At 35.5% G+C, this 17,947-nt stretch carries 15 protein-coding genes; 1 reads left to right on the forward strand and 14 read right to left on the reverse strand.

The window, feature by feature from the left end:
* The coding region (locus tag ACFFIT_RS09435) for a helix-turn-helix domain-containing protein (RefSeq protein WP_385877409.1) at positions 1-198 on the reverse strand (198 nt) is incomplete at its 3' end.
* 136 nt (positions 199-334) lie between these two features.
* Here ACFFIT_RS09435 and ACFFIT_RS09440 point away from each other — a divergent pair.
* Entirely contained in the window at positions 335-793 is a 459-nt protein-coding gene (locus tag ACFFIT_RS09440; protein ID WP_385877410.1) for a GNAT family N-acetyltransferase, read from the forward strand.
* Between the two features lie 533 nt (positions 794-1,326).
* Here ACFFIT_RS09440 and prc read toward each other — a convergent pair.
* The 13 genes from prc to ACFFIT_RS09505 all read right to left on the reverse strand — a co-directional run bounded on the left by prc (position 1,327) and on the right by ACFFIT_RS09505 (position 17,816).
* The gene (prc, locus tag ACFFIT_RS09445) at positions 1,327-3,366 is read right to left on the reverse strand and encodes a carboxy terminal-processing peptidase (protein WP_385877564.1); all 2,040 of its coding nucleotides are present in this window, start codon (positions 3,364-3,366) and stop codon (positions 1,327-1,329) included.
* Between the two features lie 65 nt (positions 3,367-3,431).
* Positions 3,432-4,220 (reverse strand): RNA chaperone ProQ, encoded by a 789-nt coding sequence (gene proQ / locus ACFFIT_RS09450; protein ID WP_385877411.1) that lies wholly within the window; start codon positions 4,218-4,220, stop codon positions 3,432-3,434.
* A gap of 18 nt (positions 4,221-4,238) precedes the next feature.
* Complete coding sequence (msrC, locus tag ACFFIT_RS09455; RefSeq protein ID WP_385877412.1) at positions 4,239-4,742, reverse strand: free L-methionine (R)-S-oxide reductase MsrC; 504 nt, start codon at positions 4,740-4,742, stop codon at positions 4,239-4,241.
* A 54-nt stretch (positions 4,743-4,796) separates the two neighbouring features.
* On the reverse strand, positions 4,797-5,156 hold the full coding sequence (locus tag ACFFIT_RS09460) for a DUF2511 domain-containing protein (RefSeq protein ID WP_385877413.1): 360 nt from the start codon (positions 5,154-5,156) through the stop codon (positions 4,797-4,799).
* Between the two features lie 95 nt (positions 5,157-5,251).
* Positions 5,252-5,566 carry an integration host factor subunit alpha gene (locus ACFFIT_RS09465; protein WP_385877414.1) on the reverse strand — a complete coding sequence of 105 codons (315 nt, stop codon included), beginning with the start codon at positions 5,564-5,566 and terminating at the stop codon, positions 5,252-5,254.
* A gap of 4 nt (positions 5,567-5,570) precedes the next feature.
* A complete protein-coding gene (gene pheT, locus ACFFIT_RS09470; protein WP_385877415.1) occupies positions 5,571-7,970 on the reverse strand; it encodes a phenylalanine--tRNA ligase subunit beta in 2,400 nt (799 codons plus the stop codon).
* 14 nt (positions 7,971-7,984) lie between these two features.
* On the reverse strand, positions 7,985-8,998 hold the full coding sequence (gene pheS, locus ACFFIT_RS09475) for a phenylalanine--tRNA ligase subunit alpha (RefSeq protein WP_385877416.1): 1,014 nt from the start codon (positions 8,996-8,998) through the stop codon (positions 7,985-7,987).
* A 289-nt stretch (positions 8,999-9,287) separates the two neighbouring features.
* A complete protein-coding gene (gene rplT / locus ACFFIT_RS09480; protein ID WP_385877417.1) occupies positions 9,288-9,647 on the reverse strand; it encodes a 50S ribosomal protein L20 in 360 nt (119 codons plus the stop codon).
* Positions 9,648-9,682: 35 nt separating this feature from the next.
* Positions 9,683-9,883: a 50S ribosomal protein L35 gene (rpmI, locus tag ACFFIT_RS09485; protein WP_385877418.1), complete on the reverse strand. Its 201-nt coding sequence runs from the start codon at positions 9,881-9,883 to the stop codon at positions 9,683-9,685.
* 106 nt (positions 9,884-9,989) lie between these two features.
* Complete coding sequence (gene infC, locus ACFFIT_RS09490; RefSeq protein WP_385877565.1) at positions 9,990-10,529, reverse strand: translation initiation factor IF-3; 540 nt, start codon at positions 10,527-10,529, stop codon at positions 9,990-9,992.
* A gap of 3 nt (positions 10,530-10,532) precedes the next feature.
* Positions 10,533-12,461, reverse strand: coding sequence for a threonine--tRNA ligase (gene thrS, locus ACFFIT_RS09495; RefSeq protein WP_385877419.1), 1,929 nt, complete (start codon positions 12,459-12,461; stop codon positions 10,533-10,535).
* Between the two features lie 524 nt (positions 12,462-12,985).
* On the reverse strand, positions 12,986-16,594 hold the full coding sequence (mfd, locus tag ACFFIT_RS09500; protein WP_385877420.1) for a transcription-repair coupling factor: 3,609 nt from the start codon (positions 16,592-16,594) through the stop codon (positions 12,986-12,988).
* Between the two features lie 247 nt (positions 16,595-16,841).
* Positions 16,842-17,816, reverse strand: coding sequence for a siderophore ABC transporter substrate-binding protein (locus tag ACFFIT_RS09505; protein ID WP_385877421.1), 975 nt, complete (start codon positions 17,814-17,816; stop codon positions 16,842-16,844).
* Positions 17,817-17,947 lie beyond the last annotated feature (131 nt).

Consider the following 17,947-nt stretch of genomic DNA (forward strand, 5'->3'; position numbering starts at 1 on the left):
TTCTTTATGGCGCTGTATGGCTTTGTTGTTTGCTTGCTGGAAACGATACCCTTTCAGGCCTTTATTGCGTTTAACTTCTCTACTAATTGTACTTTGTGAACGTCCAAGATCTTTTGCAATTTGTGATAAAGACAAATGCTTTTGTAATGAAAAATAGATATAATGCCTATCTTCAAGACTCAGTTGATTATAGCTCATTGTGTAGCCCTCTGCTTAGTTTGGTCGCTTAGCATTATATCTCTGAGTCTTGAACTTTTCGACCCTCAATTAATCCCATGCGACTGACAGCGGGTATGCACTTATTATAAGAATCCACGACTTAAGGATTATTTGTATGAATAAAATCTATCAATGGATTAATGATCCATTTCTAATAACAACGGATGAAAAGTCAATTGATTATACAGCCGTTCATGAATACCTTAACCGTTCTTTATGGGCAAACGGTATAGATTTAGAAACAGTGAAAGAATCCATCGAAAACAGTTTATGTTTCAGCATCCTTTTACAAGGCAAACAGATTGGCTTTGCAAGGGTAGTTACAGATAAAGTAACTTTTGGTTACCTTTGCGACGTGTATATTTTGGAACCATGGCAAAACCAAGGTTTAGGACGTTGGCTCATAAAATGTATATTGTCACATCCTCTGATCCTAAAATTAAGAAGAGTTATGCTTGTCACCTCATCAGCGCCATTATTTTATGAAAAAGCAGGTTTCAGCCCTATAAACAGAGAAAATTTTGTTTGGCAAATTAACAATCCTAACATCTACCAAATAAAGGATAAAACTTAATTTTGACATTTTTACCTTTTTACCTTTTTAATTAGGTAAGTGTCAATGCATTGATGAACTTGTTTAGGACGCTTTCTTAGGGTTTTCCGAGATAATTCTGCATTTCTATTTGCTGTGAGACCGCTATTAGAACAATTGGGCTAGGCTGCACTATATTAATTTACGATATAATTTACTATATATTGATAACCTGCTGTTAAATTATCTTAACCAACCTTTGGTACCCATTCAATTTTAAGACTACTAAAGAAACGTTTTATAGTGCTATTATTCAAGGAATTTCTCGTCTAGATAAACTCTGCTTAATCTGATATTTTCAGCCCACTAGACGAAATTACTTGCTTGAGTAGTACATCCCTTAGTTATTATAAAAGAGTAGCTAGATAGGCTTGTTGATCGCATCAACATCGATAACCAACGCTTGACAGGTCAATTGCTTTCGGTTTTACCAGTTTTGTTTGACAAAAAAAGCCCATATTTTTTTATGGGCTTAAATTAAATCTATACCTTTTAATTATATGAATAACTAATGGCTATTTTTTATTTTCTATCACGTGCGATTCAGCAAACTTTGCAAAATCCAACATAATATTGACTGTTTCATCTAAATAAGGATCTGGTCCTTCATAATCCTTAGGCAATTCTTCCAATGACTTAAGCAGTGGTTTCCCCTCTACCTTAAGTCTTTCATTAATACGAGATAAACGTGTTTTCTCATACTCTTCATCTTCTTTTTTACGCTCATCGTAATTTAAAGAAATTGTTTCTTTATCTTTATTTTCACGATATTTTTTTATGTCTTCGTTGATATAATTAAATTCACGGTTTTTAGCGATTCGTGATTCATATGAATTAATTAGATCAGGCAGTATTTTAGAAAATCGCGCATACACTTCATATTGCGCAGGGTTTATGCTATCCCAAGGTAAAGCATTATCTTCTTTAGTTTCCCCTTGCTCTGCAGCATCTGGACCCGTTGGCATCATTATATCCGGTGTCACCCCTTTAAGTTGAGTACTGCCACCATCGATTCGGTAAAATTTCTGAATTGTATACTGTACTGAACCTAAGTCTGGCCAATCCGAACCCACCATACTATCATAGAGTCTATTTAATGGTCGGTGTTGTTGCACAGTTCCCTTACCAAAAGTAGGTTCACCCACAATAAGTGCTCTTCCGTAATCCTGCATTGCTGCTGCAAAAATCTCAGATGCTGAAGCACTATATCTATCAACTAAAACAACTAGAGGCCCTGAAAAATAAATTGTATCATCTTCATCTTTATCTTGGCGTGTTCTTAGGTTACTGTCTCTGACTTGTACTACTGGGCCACTTGGAATAAATAAACCTGATAATGAGATAGCTTCTGTTAAAGCGCCTCCGCCATTAGAGCGCAAGTCAATCACCAGTTTATCGATGTTATCTTTTTTCATATTCTGCAGTAAAACTTTCACATCATCAGTTAATCCAACATAAAAACCAGGGATTTCAATGACAGCGACCTTAGCACCTGAGACTTCTTTAATAGTCAATTTAGCTGCTCTGTCCTCTAATCTGATTTTTTCGCGAATCAGAGAAACTTCGGACGTTTTACTTGTCGTACCTTCAGGCAATATTAAAAGACGTACCTTAGTCCCTTTTTTTCCTTTAATTTTGTCCACAACATCATCAAGACGCCAACCAATGACGTCTTCCATCTCGCCGTCCCCTTGTGCAACACCAACGATTCTATCACCCACACCAATGGCCTTACTTTTAGCTGCAGGTCCTCCTGGGACTAATGAGTTTATTTTTGTATAATCATCTTCTATCTGTAATACAGCGCCTATACCTTCTAAAGAAAGTGACATCTCTGAATTAAACTGTTCTGTACTTCTTGGAGACAAATAACTCGTGTGTGGATCTATTTCTCTCGCAAAAGCCGTCATCACAAGCTGAAAAACATCTTCACTATTTGTCTGTGCAAGACGTTTTATCGCGCTTTTATATCTTTTATTCAGCGCTTCTGTAATTTCAGCATCTGTCTTATCCGCTAATTTAAGACTTAATGCATCATATTTTACTTTTAACAGCCAATATGCATCTAATTCTTGTTCCGTTTTAGCCCATGTTGCTTCTTTTCGCGATAAATTAATCTCTTCTTTAGCAGAAAAATCAAAACCTTTTTCTAGTACAGTTAGTGCAAAATTGAATCTTTCATAACGTCTTTGCTGGGATATATTATAGAGATCGTAGGCAACTGATAAATCACCATTTTGCAAATCAAATATAAAACCATCAGCTGCTTTGTCAAATTTTTTTATATCTGAATCAAGAAATAGTGATTTGTTAAAATCTAAGATATTTAAATAGCGTTCAAAAATTTTTCTAGAAAAATAGCTATTCATTTCGATTTGCTTATAATGAGATCTTGAAAGAATCCCAACTACTCTCTGGCTTACCGTTTTATGCTGCTTTTCCTGAGTCAAAATCGGGAGTTCTTGGGCCGATTCAACATTTATCTCTTTAGCAAAAGTTTTGCCAACAAAACCCAATAAGAAAATGATCAACCAGATTGCATTAATCAATTGGATAGTTACAACTCTATTTTTAAATTTATTCACTCAATAAACTCCCCCAACGCAACCAAGTCGATTAATTATTCACTTAGATTGTCAATTTTTACATTTAATGTTAAACCTGAAAGTAAGCTTACTCTAACATTGTCTTTATTAATTTCTAATATTTCAGCTTGCGAATACGACTGGCCTATGAGTACATTCACTTTTTTGCCTACTTGTAAACTCTCCTGTTCTAGGGGTTTCTTATTTATCTTTTGCAAAGGTGAATTGCCTGCTTTTTCATCTACCCCACTATTCTGTGCTTTAATCTTATTTTCTTTAGCACTATTATGTTGATTACTTTTATTATTTTTGGTTGCTAATTTATTAGGATTGCGCTTTGTTTTTGGTTGCGTTTTCTGTTCATTAGCTTTCTTAACTGCTTGGCGTGATTTGACTCTAGCCTTAGCTTCAGCTAACTGAGTTTCTGCATGCTGTTGTTGTTGTTCATCAACAATACCCACAGATTCCCCTGCTAAATCAATTCTTGCCCCACCTTTTGATACAGCTTCTAAATAACGCCAACTCATTGTGTAGTATCTAAGTGCTGCGCGTATATTTGTTTTACTATATAAAGCAGCTATCTCTTCATTTTCAACAACATCCTGAAAAATACCTAATTTAAGTGGTTTAACTGAGTCATCTTTACCAAAACAGAGAGGAAACTTTTCTATTAGTGTATTGATTATCTCTTTATTAGTTTCAATTTTTTTTGCATATTTTTCTTTTTTCGCTAATCCATCCGACTGAGCATGATTAGCAGTCGTCTCTTCAGTGTTTATTGTTGTTTCGTTTTGCTTAATATCTTCAACTAATTCATTTTGCATAATAATTTTAAAAATCCCTTAACTTAATACATTTAATAAAATTTCAATCTCAGCATTTGCTAATGCCCGAGAAATCAATTCGGCTATTTCAATCAAATTTTTTTCATCTTCTTCAGAAAATCTTGCTTTAATCGGACTATCAATATCTAAGACAGCAAAACATTCTTTTTTTCCATCAATTTCATAATATAAAGGGATGACTATTTCTGATTCACTTGCACTATCACAAGCAATATGACCTTCAAAAAGATGTACATCTGGAATATTTTGAACTGTATTAGTTGCCCAAGCAGTGCCACAAACCCCTTCTGACTTTGGTATTCTTGTACAAGCAATTTTTCCTTGAAAAGGGCCTAGTGTGAGCACTCCTAACGAGTTGTTGACTAGGTAAAAACCAAGCCAATTTATATTAGTTAGATGCTCTTTTAACAAAGCAGAACTATTGCACATTATTATAAGCGGATTAGTTTCTTCTGCAATTAATGCGTTAAGTTCACTTTTAAGTACGCTGTATCTTGTCATGGTGTTATAAATGCCCTATCCTATTTAATTTTGTGTATTATTGCAAATAAAACTTTAATCACACAAGGTTTTACCTAATTCTATCATAGCCGTTAAGTCTTTACTGTTCCCCTTATCGTCAGTTAATAGAATATCTTCAACTGGTTTATAACCATTAAGTGTTTTAGCTGCTTCTTTTGCATTTTCATTCAATGCATAAGAAGCAAGAGAACTGGCATGAATAGCGATAACCCTTTCATTTTCTAAGCATTGAATCATTATTTCAGGCCTCTTAAAAGGCCAATCACCATCAAATTTTTCTTTGATCACCAAACTGGGCTTCGCTGCCATTGCAGGAAAAACTAAAAAAATAGATAAAATACATAAAATAAAAACAGCTGTTCCTGACATGGAGAGTGTCTTTTTTACTGACATACACATTTTTTCACCTATTAAAAAAAAACCGCTATAGAAAATATCCATAGCGGTTATGATAATCAGGTTCGAGACAAAATGAAATCAAAAAGTTATTATTTTACAAGTTTTTTGATTAAAACTTGTGAGTTATCCTCAACTCTCAACTTTAATTTTTGCCCCGTTTTAAAAGTAACAACCCGTCTTGCAGATATTGGCACATCAACACCTGTTTTTGGATTTCGCCCAGGCCTCTGTGCCTTATTCTTTAGCTCAAAATTACCAAAGCCTGATAATTTGACTTCTTCACCATTTTCCAGTGTCGTTCGAATTGTTTCGAAAAATGCATCGACAAAACTTTTCGCATCTGGTTTAGAAAGATTTACTTTTTCACATAAATATTCGGCTATTTCTGCTTTAGTTAATGCCATCTTATTACTCCCTTAAAGAAGCACCCACATGATGTTTCAAAGCTGAAACACAAGCGTTAACAGTTTGAGATATTTCATCTTCTGTTAATGTGCGATTATTTTCTTGTAAAACTAAACTAATTGCAAGGCTTTTCTGTCCTTCAGCAATCCCCTTACCCTCATAAACGTCAAATAATTTTACTTCAATAAGAGATCTTTTTCCAACTTCCTTACAAATTTGTAATATTTTTTTCGCCTCAACATCATTATTTACAATTATGGCTATATCTCTTCTATTTGCAGGGTATTTAGATAACTCCTGTGGTGCTGGTAAAATTGTTTCATTGATGGAATCCCAGTTTAATTGAAATACCATTGTTTTACCATTCAAATCAAGAGCTTTCTCTATCAAAGGATGTAAAACACCAACAAAACCTACATATTCGTCACCTAAATAGATATCCGCTGATTGACCTGGATGTAACGCATTATGTTTAGAATGTACGAAATGGAAATTCTCCATTTTACCCGTTAAGGATAATAAAGCTTCAACATCGCCTTTTGCATCAAAATAATCGGCTTGGGATTTATCAAAACACCAATGTTCTGGGTATCTTAAGCCTGTTAATACGCCTCCAAGGTGTGCAGTTTGACTGATCCCCAAATCACTCTCCTTATCTGGCGTGAAACATAATCCATACTCAAACAAGCGCAAGCGTGTTTGTTGCCGATTTTGATTATAAACCACTGCAGATAACAAGCCAGGTAATAGAGATAATCTCATGGCTGACATGTCTTGTGAAATAGGATGAGGCAATATTTCCGCTACTTGGTTTGGATGCAACATGCTTTGTATTTTAGGGCAAACAAAACTATAGGTTATTGCTTCATAATACCCTTTTTCCACTAAACTATATTTTAGTCGTTCTATAGTAAGCGCTGTTTCAGATTTCTTCCTGATGATGAGTTCACTTTCAATATTCTGACTTACAATTTTGTCATAGCCATCTATTCTGGCAATTTCTTCAATCAAATCTTCTTCAATAGCCATATCAAAGCGCCAGCTAGGTACTTTAACAAGCCATATTTTTTCATCCCTAGTCGATGCATCTTCTATTTCACACCCTAAACGCGTAAGTATAGGTTCAATTATGCTACTCTCAATTTGATAACCTAATAGTTGAGCAATTCTCTTAAAGCGCAGGGTGATACTATTTTGTTTTGGCATATGCTCATCTGAGATAGCTTCCACTATTTCACCCGCCTCACCGCCACAAATTGCTAAAATAAGTTCAGTTGCTCTGTGCATAGCTTGAAAAGGTAATTGATAATCAACGCCGCGTTCATAGCGATAAGAGGCGTCCGTATGCAAGCCATAGCGCCTTGCTCTACCTGTGATAGCTAATGGGTGAAAAAATGCTGATTCTAGGACTATTGATTGAGTATCTGCAGTAACACCTGAATTAAGTCCACCGAATATTCCTGCCATAGCTAATGCTTTGTTATTATCTGCAATAACTAGCACATCCTCATTGAGTGATACCGTTTGATTATCTAATAGAGTAATTTTTTCATCTTTTTTAGCCATCCTTACTTTGATGCCACCTTCAATTTTATTAAAATCAAATGCATGCATTGGTTGTCCTAACTCAATCAAGACATAATTGGTTACATCAACTATAGGATCTATTGAACGAATACCCGAACGGCGTAGTTTTTCTTTCATCCATATAGGTGTTTTAGCTTGCATGTCGACATTTTTGATTACGCGACCTAAATATTTCGGGCAGGCAATTGGGGCTTCAATGCTTATTTTTAATATAGCATCCGTTGTTGGCTCGGTTATTTCAATTTTTGGTGTTTTAAGTTTCAGATCATAATATGCTGCAACATCTCTTGCTATACCTAATATGCTATTAGCATCAGCTCTATTCGGTGTCACACTTACCTCGATCATTTTATCATCTAAATCGAGGTACTCTCTTAAATTCATCCCAATAGGTGCATCTTCAGGCAATTCAATTATACCTTCGCTCTCTTCATTAATACCTAACTCTGAATAAGAACAAAGCATTCCTTCAGAGGGTTCGCCTCTTAATTTTGCTGCTTTTATTTTGAAATCACCAGGTAAGGTAGCACCAACCATAGCGACGGCAACTTTTAACCCTTTACGGCAATTTGCTGCACCACACACGATGTCAATTAGGTTTTCCTGACCCACATTCACTTTAGTGACTCTTAACTTGTCTGCATTTGGATGTTGTTCTGCTTCAATAACCTCACCAATAATGACATTATCGAATTGTCCAGCAACAGGTTGTACATCATCTACTTCTAATCCTAGCATCGTTATTTGATCTTGCAAGGTAGAAGAGTCGACTTTTACATCAACCAAGCTTCTTAACCAATTTTCACTGAATTTCATAGTATCCTCTTTACCTATTTAAATTGTTTTAAGAAACGTAAGTCATTTTCAAAAAAGGCGCGTAAATCATTAACTCCATACCGTAGCATGGTAAATCTTTCAACGCCCATTCCAAATGCAAATCCACTGTATTCATTGGGATCTATTCCTACATTTTTTAACACTGCAGGATGCACCATGCCGCATCCTAAGACCTCGAGCCATTTACCATTTTTGCTCAATACATCGACTTCTGCACCGGGTTCAGTAAATGGAAAGTACGAAGGTCTGAATCTTACTTGCATCTCTTCTTCAAAAAATTGATTTAAAAACTGCTGAAGTGTTGCTTTTAAATTAGCAAAAGTGATATTTTTATCAACGATCAACCCTTCTACTTGATGAAACATAGGGGTATGTGTTTGATCATAATCATTTCTATACACTCTGCCTGGCGCAATAATTCTTATAGGTGGCGATTGCTTCTTCATGGTACGGATCTGCACACCTGATGTTTGTGTTCTTAATAACCTCTTTGCATCAAACCAAAATGTATCGTGATCTGCTCTCGCTGGGTGGTGTGGTGGAATATTTAGTGCATCAAAATTATGATAGTCATCTTCAATCTCAGGACCTGTCTCAACAGTGAAACCCATATCAGCAAAAAAATCCGTGATGCGCATGATTGTCCGGCTTACAGGATGTATGGCGCCTTGTTCTATATTTCGTCCTGGTAATGAAACATCTATGGTTTCTTTAGCAAGCTTTTGATTCAATTCTTCTTGTTCAAATTGCTCTTTTTTTATATTTAATTTATTTTGGACTAGTTGTTTCGCTTCATTAATTATTGCACCTGCTGCAGGGCGTTGTTCTGCTTCAAAATTTCTCAACTCAGCCATTTGTAGAGTAAAAAGCCCTTTTTTTCCGAAATATTCTACTCTCAAGTTTTCTATTGTTTGTGTAGAATCTGCACTATCAATTCTCTCAAGTGCATCTTTTGCTAATTGATTTAAGTTACCTTTTAACGTTTCTAGATTGGCTAAATCTGACATATAATCCCTCTGTTCTTAGCGTTTATTGCTTTTTAGTTTCACGGCAATTTTAAGTAGTTTAATGAAATTTCTTTTGTAATTATTCTGCATAGGAAATCTATACGCGTAAAAACTATCTTAGCATGAAAGCATCAACATTATTTTATGTGTAGATGTTTTTTATATCTTATGATCAGAAAAACCTCCACAAGGGAGGCTTAGAATACTTAAGGTTCTTTTTTAACAATCACGTTATAAATATATATAAAAAAACAGAGCACAATAGTGCTCTGAAAACCTTAATAGCAAATTAAGCAGCTAATGCGCCTTTTGCTTTTTCAACTAATGCTGCAAATGCATCTTTATCGTACACAGCAATATCAGCAAGAATTTTACGATCTACTTCAACTGAAGCTTTTTTCAAGCCATTGATCAAAACACTGTAAGATAAACCATTTTGACGAGCCGCTGCGTTGATACGTGCAATCCATAGTTGGCGGAATTGACGTTTACGTTGACGACGGTCACGATAAGCATATTGACCTGCTTTAATGACTGCTTGGAAAGCAACACGATAAACACGTGAACGTGCTCCGTAGTAACCTTTTGCCTGTTTTAAAACTTTTTTGTGACGAGCACGAGCTATAACACCGCGTTTTACACGAGCCATGATTTTCTCCTAATTATCCTATTTTAAAATGTGAATTATGCATATGGCAGACAAGCAACAACAAGACCTAAATCACCTTTAGATACCATTGCCATTTGACGTAAATGACGTTTACGCTTAGTCGACTTTTTAGTTAGGATATGACGAAGATTCGCTTGCTTACGTTTAAAACCATTAGCTGTTTTTTTAAAACGCTTAGCTGCACCACGTACAGTTTTCATTTTTACTTTAGACATTTTAATACCTTTTTTAAAAAACATGAATGAATTCATGTGATTACTTCACATTGGTTAAACTTAAAAATAGTTGGCGTGTATATTACTATACCTCTTGAAGGCCACTCTATTTTTTCTTAGGTGCTAACACCATGATCATTTGACGTCCCTCAATTCTGGTAGGGAACGATTCAACAACCGAAATGTCAGCGAGATCATCACGCACGCGTGTTAATACGTCCATTCCAATCTCTTGGTGAGCCATTTCACGTCCACGGAAGCGAACAGTAATTTTAGCTTTGTCACCTTCTTCTAGAAAGCGTATCAGGCTGCGAAGTTTTACCTGATAATCGCCATCATCTGTACCAGGTCTAAATTTAATCTCTTTAACCTGGATAACTTTTTGTTTTTTCTTTTGTTCTTTAGCCGCTTTACTCTTTTCATAGAGGAATTTGCCATAGTTCATTATACGGCATACGGGCGGCTCTGCATTTGGGCTTAATTCAACTAAGTCTAAACCCGCTTCTTCAGCTTTTTGCAGCGCTTCATTGATAGTTACAATCCCTAGCTGCTCACCTTCTTCACCAGTTAAACGTACTTCAGGCACTTTGATCTCTTCATTTAAGCGATGAGCACGCGTTGGTTGTAATTTTTTTCCCGTTTTAATAGGTTATTCCTCCAATAAGTTAATACGACGATTGTTAACTTCATCTACTATTAATTTAACAATCTCTTCTACTGATTTTACACCAAGATCGGTTCCCTTGCGAGTTCTAATTGCAACTTGTGACGATTCCATCTCTTTATCACCACAAACGAACATGTAAGGCACCCTTCTTAAAGTGTGTTCTCTGATTTTAAATCCAATTTTTTCATTTCTCAAGTCTGCTTTCGCTCTAATACCTACTTTCTGTAACTCTTTGATTATATTTTGAGCGTATTCAGCTTGCTTGTCAGTAATATTCATGACTACTACCTGCAGTGGTGCTAACCAAGTTGGAAAAAATCCTGCGTATTCCTCAGTCAAAATACCAATAAATCTTTCTAATGAGCCTAGTATTGCTCTATGTATCATCACAGGGACAACTTTATCATTATTCTCATCTATGTAGGACGCGTCTAACCTATCAGGTAATGAAAAATCTAGCTGCACCGTACCACATTGCCACGCTCTATCCAAACAGTCATATAGTGTGAATTCAATTTTAGGTCCATAGAACGCTCCTTCACCTGGTAAATAAGAAAAATCGATGTCATTTTCTTTCAAGGCTGCAGCTAAATCACTTTCAGCCTGATCCCAAATCTCATCACTACCGATACGTTTTTCTGGGCGAGTAGAAAGCTTAACTACGATATTATTAAAGCCAAATGTCGCATAAATATCATAAACCATTTTTATGCAGTTATTAACTTCGCTTCTTACTTGTTCACGAGTACAGAAAATATGTGCATCATCTTGGGTAAAACCTCTCACTCTCATCAGTCCATGTAGAGAACCTGAGGGTTCATTTCTGTGACAACAACCAAATTCAGCCATTCTTAAAGGTAAATCACGGTAAGATTTTAAGCCTTGATTAAATATTTGTACATGTCCAGGGCAGTTCATTGGTTTTACACAATATTCACGACTCTCAGAAGAGGTTGTAAACATATTTTCTTTATAATTTTCCCAATGACCAGTTTTTTCCCACAAAATACGATCCATCATCAATGGACCTTTGACTTCCTGATAGTCATATTCTGTGAGTTTAGCTCTCACAAAAGATTCTAACTCTCTAAAAATTGTCCATCCATCATTATGCCAAAATGCCATTCCTGGTGCTTCTTCTTGCATATGATAGAGATCCATTTGCTTACCAATTTTTCGGTGATCTCTTTTTGCCGCTTCTTCTAATCTTTTCAGGTAACCGGCTAGTTGCTTTTTATCAGCCCAAGCTGTCCCATAAATTCTTTGTAACATTTTATTATTGCTGTCACCACGCCAATATGCCCCTGCAACTTTTTGCAATTTAAAGTGTTGGCAAAAACGCATATTAGGTACATGTGGTCCACGACACATGTCAATATATTCTTCATGATGATATAAACCTGGCTTGTCATCACGCTCAATATTTTCTTCTAGTATTTGAATTTTATAAGTTTCATTTCTTGCTGCGAAAACATCCCTAGCCTCTTGCCAAGAAACCACTTTTTTTACGACATCATATTCTGTTTTAGCAAGTTCCATCATTCTTGACTCTAATTTTTCAATATCTTCTTGAGTCAATGAGTGATCTAAATCCACATCATAGTAAAAACCATTGTCGATTACAGGTCCAATAGCCATTTTAGTATTTGGCCATAATTGTTTAATTGCATGACCGAGTAAATGTGCACATGAATGCCTCAATATTTCAAGCCCTTCATCATCTTTAGCTGTAATAATAGATAAAGTCGAGTCTTCAGTAATCTGGGTACATGCATCTGCTAATTTACCGTTAATTTTTCCAGCAATGCAGGCTTTAGCAAGTCCAGGACCTATATCCAATGCGACATCTAGAATAGTTACTGGTGCATCGAAACTTCTTATACTTCCATCAGGGAGGGTTATTTGAGGCATTATTGAATCCTTATAAACAGTGGTGATCCCTACGCCAGATCACATGTGGGTTTTGAATATTTTTAATAAACATTTATTTTTTTAGATTAGCTATTTTAGCATTGATTCAATTTTCTTAAAAGTAATAATAATCCGATATTTTATTTTTATCTCTTTTTTGTGGATTAAAGCTAAGTTAGATTTTTTGAATTCTATTCTATTTACCATTCTTCTGAATGGTGAATGTAGGTAATTTCTTTTTTCATTTGGAGAATACAAAGTCATCGTTCTCTTTCAAGGCGCTTATTACACAGTGACTTCTAGCTATATTTTTTAATAGGTTACATAAAATTCGAACTAAAAAGAGTTAAAACAATACGTTTGTCTTTGTTCTTCTAGTGTGGGATATTTAGATAAAAAAACCGGCTTTTTACAGCCGGCGTTTTCGATTTTATTTAATAATTTAAAAGCAGAGGAATGAAGTAACTATTTAGACCGCCAATTTTTAAAATAGTTCATTTTTTTTGAAAAAAAAATTTTTTTATTCACTCACTCCCCATAAAATATTTGATTAAATTAGAAATAAAGGCGATTCTTTTCTCTCTTTCGCTTAAGTCCGTCGTAAATTTAATTTTTGTCGGTCCATCGAATTTAAATATATGAGGTTGTTGCTGTAATAATTTAATCAAAATTTCTAAATCCACCTGATTTTTTTCATAAAATTGGACGAACCCTCCTTTATCGTGGGCATCTATTCTTTTAATGCCTAATTTGTCTGCTTGTTGCCTAAATTCAGATATTTTTAATAAGTTCAACGTTGGATCTGGTAACTTACCAAACCTATCAACTAATTCAATTCTTAGTTCAACTAATTCATCTTGGTTATTTGTACTAGCAAGACGCTTGTAAAGAGACAATCTAGTAGCAACATCATAAATGAAGTCATCCGGAAAAAGTGCAGGTATTCTTAGATCAATTTCTGCCTGGGTTTGTGTTAGATCTTCTAAAGAGGGTTCCTTGCCTGATTTTAGTGCCTTAACAGCGTTATCTAGCATATCCATATACAGTGAAAAACCGACCGTATTCATTTGTCCACTTTGTTCTTCTCCCAATAATTCACCTGCACCACGTATTTCCAAATCATGTGTTGCCAAAGTAAACCCTGCACCTAAATCTTCCAATGACGCAATGGCTTCTAGTCGCTTTTTCGCATCTCCAGATAAAGCTTTAGGCGGTGGAGTCAAAAGATAGGCATATGCTTGATGATGAGATCTCCCTACTCGTCCTCTAAGTTGGTGCAATTGAGCTAGCCCAAATTTATCAGCTCTATCGATAATTATGGTATTAGCTGATGGGATATCTATTCCTGTTTCAACAATCGTTGTACAAAGCAACACATTATATCTTTGATGATGAAAATCAGTCATCACTCGTTCAAGTTCTCTTTCTCGCATCTGCCCATGCCCAATGATAATTCTTGCTTCAGGAACTAATTCACTTAAGCTACTGCGCATTTTTTCAATGTGCTGAACATCATTATATAAGAAATAAACTTGCCCTCCACGTAAAATTTCTCGCAATATGGCCTCTCTGATAAGGGGAGTATCATACTGTTTTACAAATGTTTTTACCGGAAGTCTCCTTGCAGGGGGAGTAGCAATAATTGATAAATCTCTGATGCCGCTCATAGCCATATTCAGTGTTCTTGGAATAGGTGTTGCAGTCAGCGTGAGAATATCTACATCACTTCTCATGGCTTTAATTTTTTCTTTTTGTTTTACTCCAAAACGATGCTCTTCGTCAATAATAAGTAACCCCAGATCATGCCATAAAATACCACCTTGCAATAGCTTGTGCGTACCTATCAAAATATCAACTTTTCCCTGTTCTGTTTGTTCTAACACACCTTTCGTGTCTTTTATGCTTCTGAATCTTGAAATCAATTCAATATTCACAGGTAAATTGGCAAATCTATCTCTAAAATTATCGTAATGTTGCTGAGCAAGTAAAGTTGTTGGGACTAAAACTGCCACTTGTTTATGGTTATTTACAGCTAAAAATGCTGCACGCATAGCCACTTCTGTTTTACCAAACCCCACATCACCACAAACTAGTCGATCCATAGCGATAGGCTGACACATATCGCTAAGTACAGCATTAATTGCTTGCTCTTGATCGAACGTTGTTTCAAATGGAAAGCCTGCCCTAAATTCATCATAGGCTTCTTTATCATGAATAAATGCAAATCCAGGCTTAGCAGCGCGTTTAGCATGTATATCTAGCAAATCAGCAGCAACATCTCTTACTTTTTCAGCTGCCTTTTGTCTCGCTTTAGACCATGCATCACTACCTAATTTATGCAGAGGTGCCGTATCGGTATCTCCCCCACTATAGCGTGAAATCATATGTAATGAAGAGACTGGCACATAAAGTTTCGCGTCATTGAGATAAGTCAGCATCAAATATTCCGCAATTATCCCATTGGTTTCAAGCGTTGTTAAGCCTTGATATCTTCCCACACCATGTTCTATATGTACTACAGGTTTGTTAATATTTAACTCAGCAAGATTTCTAATTAATGTATCCGCATTAATCGTTCTTTTACGTTCATTCCGCCTTTGCTTAACTTTCTCACCCAATAAATCTGATTCGCAAATCAGAGCAAAATGCTTAGTAATACAACCATTTTGCGTTGCCCCCTTGATAATATACAGGTGCTGATGGGAGTGTTTTGGTGTTTTTTGTGAGGTGTTTTTTTCCTTCTGCTCATAAAAGTCAGGGGCATCTTGTGTTTCTACAATAGCGCCATAGATGTCACTTAGTCGGTTAATGACCGTGGTTTTTATAGAGTTTTTTGCCAATAATTCAATTAAGGCTTCTCTTCGACCTTCAGTCTCCACTGAAAATATGACCGGTTTTTCATAGAAATTTAAAAATACTCTCAAACCAATCACACTGTCTTTTTGTGTTACATCAATACCAATTTGTGGTAAGTGACTATACCCTAAGTTAAAATGTCCTGCTTTTTGTGGTAGTACTTCTGATTGTAGTTGAATTTTAGGATAGTGTTTAAAGTGAGTGAATATTTCCTCTTTTGTCATCCAAAGAAAACTTGGTGCAAGTAAAGGTCGCATAGGATCGACGCGCATATTTTCAAAACGATACACTAAATCATGCCAAAACTTATCCATTTGATTTTCTAAATGGCCCATAGTCACTAGCAATGTTTCCTCTGGCAAGTACTCAAAAAAAGATACTAATGATTGTTCAAAAAACAGTGGTTGCCAATATTCTATCCCGCCTGGTAATAACCCTTTACTTACTTGTTGATAGATATGTTCTTCTTCACGCAACACATCAAAATGAGTGCGCCACTGATTTCTAAATAACTCAATACCAGCTCCATCTAAGGGGTATTCATGTGCAGGCAATAAATTGATTGCATTGACCTTTTCTGTAGTTCTTTGCGTATCGACATCAAACAGTCTCAAAGAATCTATTTCATCATCCATATAATCAATACGAAATGGGTGCTCGCTTCCCATAGGAAATAAATCAAGCACAGATCCCCTAAGTGCATATTCTCCATGTTCCATGACCTGTTCTACATGGCGATATCCCGCAGATTCAAGCTGCAGTCTTAATTCTTCTCTAGGTAACTCTTGCCCAACTGACATTTGCAATGCATGCGCTCTCAAGAACTCTGGTGGGCATACTTTTTGCATTAAGGTATTAATTGAAATGACCACTGCACCTTTACGTAAATATTTTAATTGTGATAAAAGTGAAAGTCTGTCGGAAATAAGTTCCTGTTGTGGTGAAAAACTATCAAATGGTAATGTTTCCCAGTCTGCAAACATTTTTACAGGATGCTCTGTGAATGTTTTAATTTCATCAACAAGCATCAATGCATTTTGCATATCTCTTGCCACAACGAGCACAATTGAATTATGCCTTTCAATTAAAGCTGCACATTCTAATGCAAATCCGGCACCTTGTATTTCGCCCAATTGTGTTTGTATGCCGGGTTTAGATGATATGTCAAAAACTTTCTTTTTAGCAAATAGTTCATCACTTTTATTGCTCGGTGTAATTAAGGGGATTAAAGAGTAAACTCTTTGTGTTGGCTTTGTTGAGGTATTTTGATTCATCATGAATATTTTTTATAGTTATCGACTGTAATAATGTATAAGTTTAAAAAGAATAATAGCATATTTTTGATTCATTACACTGAATATAATAGCGATGTTTCTTTAAGTATTTATTATTGTCTTAAATTTTATTTTTGATGAAATGAAATAGTTTGCGGTAGTTAAATAGCAGGTAAATTAGTGGAGGTTGCTCTATCTTTAATGAGGAACCTTCCACTTGAGTAGATTATTTATTACATTTAACTCTTCATTATTTTTCTGAATAAGTTAATGCTTTTGATGCATCATCTAATATAATTTGAAAGCCTTCATACCCTCCAGCCGAAAGATACCATGCTTCTCCTGTTAAATATATCACTTGCTTGTTTTTTACCGCATTGACATTGCTAAGCAACTGATTACTCATAATTTCTTCAGCAGTTTTACTTTGTCCCATCGCTTCACCTCTATCTAACACAAATACTAAATCAGGATTTTTTTCAATTAGATATTCGTATGTGACTTTCTGACCATGATTAGTAATTTCTAATTCATTGTCTACTGGTGTAAACCCAAGTTCATCATATAATAAACCAAATCGAGAACCTGGGCCAAAAGCATTCAGATTCCCTTCGGTAACTATCATCGCCAGTGCTTTAGGTGAACTGCCTGATTGCTTATTTTCTTCAGTAATTGTTTTAAAATCAGCAATCCTTTTATCTAATTTATCAATCAATTGAGTCACTTCGTCCTCCTTTTGAAAGATTTTGCCTAATATTTTCATGTTTTCTTTCATAGAGCTCACATAAGCTTTATTATCCACGCCCATGAGAAGTGTTGGTCCTAATTTAACAAGTTCTGGATAAATATCTGCTTGTCTTCCTGAAATGATTATCAAGTCCGGTTCTAAACGGCTTATTTCTTCAAGATTAGGTTCCTTTAAACTTCCCACATTAATATATTTAGCGTCAGAGAACTGGCTAAGATACTTTGGTAAAGGTTCTTTAGGAAGTGCCTTCACATTAACATTCAAAGCACGTAATGTATCTAGCACTCCATAATCAAATACCACAACATTTTTCGGTGATAAATTCACTGTAGTTTCGCCTAATCGATGTGTCACAGTAATAGACTCTTTCTTACTTGCTTGCGTAGTTTCTTTAGCATCCTCATTTTCATTACAACCAACCAAAATGAGTGCAGCTGTAATAATAAGTACGGACATAAATGACTTAAACAAATTCATGTGACTCTCCTAATTAAAAATAAATCTCAGTTGCTCTAAACGAACTGATGTAAATTGATTGGCTAGTTCATTCGAGTTCTTACAAGTTCGCCTCTTGCGTTAGCATGTTTTCTCCTTTAGCAAATAAGGAG

Source organism: Thorsellia kenyensis (assembly GCF_042432445.1).
Taxonomy (GTDB): domain Bacteria; phylum Pseudomonadota; class Gammaproteobacteria; order Enterobacterales; family Thorselliaceae; genus Thorsellia; species Thorsellia kenyensis.

Coding starts and splice junctions, on each gene's coding strand:
- rplT (WP_385877417.1), bottom strand. CDS start 9,647: ATGGCTCGTGTAAAACGCGGTGTTATAGCTCGTGCTCGTCACAAAAAA.
- mfd (WP_385877420.1), bottom strand. CDS start 16,594: ATGATGAATCAAAATACCTCAACAAAGCCAACACAAAGAGTTTACTCT.
- ACFFIT_RS09505 (WP_385877421.1), bottom strand. CDS start 17,816: ATGAATTTGTTTAAGTCATTTATGTCCGTACTTATTATTACAGCTGCA.
- pheT (WP_385877415.1), bottom strand. CDS start 7,970: ATGAAATTCAGTGAAAATTGGTTAAGAAGCTTGGTTGATGTAAAAGTC.
- ACFFIT_RS09460 (WP_385877413.1), bottom strand. CDS start 5,156: ATGTCAGTAAAAAAGACACTCTCCATGTCAGGAACAGCTGTTTTTATT.
- ACFFIT_RS09440 (WP_385877410.1), top strand. CDS start 335: ATGAATAAAATCTATCAATGGATTAATGATCCATTTCTAATAACAACG.
- ACFFIT_RS09465 (WP_385877414.1), bottom strand. CDS start 5,566: ATGGCATTAACTAAAGCAGAAATAGCCGAATATTTATGTGAAAAAGTA.
- proQ (WP_385877411.1), bottom strand. CDS start 4,220: ATGCAAAATGAATTAGTTGAAGATATTAAGCAAAACGAAACAACAATA.
- msrC (WP_385877412.1), bottom strand. CDS start 4,742: ATGACAAGATACAGCGTACTTAAAAGTGAACTTAACGCATTAATTGCA.
- rpmI (WP_385877418.1), bottom strand. CDS start 9,883: ATGTCTAAAGTAAAAATGAAAACTGTACGTGGTGCAGCTAAGCGTTTT.
- thrS (WP_385877419.1), bottom strand. CDS start 12,461: ATGCCTCAAATAACCCTCCCTGATGGAAGTATAAGAAGTTTCGATGCA.
- pheS (WP_385877416.1), bottom strand. CDS start 8,998: ATGTCAGATTTAGCCAATCTAGAAACGTTAAAAGGTAACTTAAATCAA.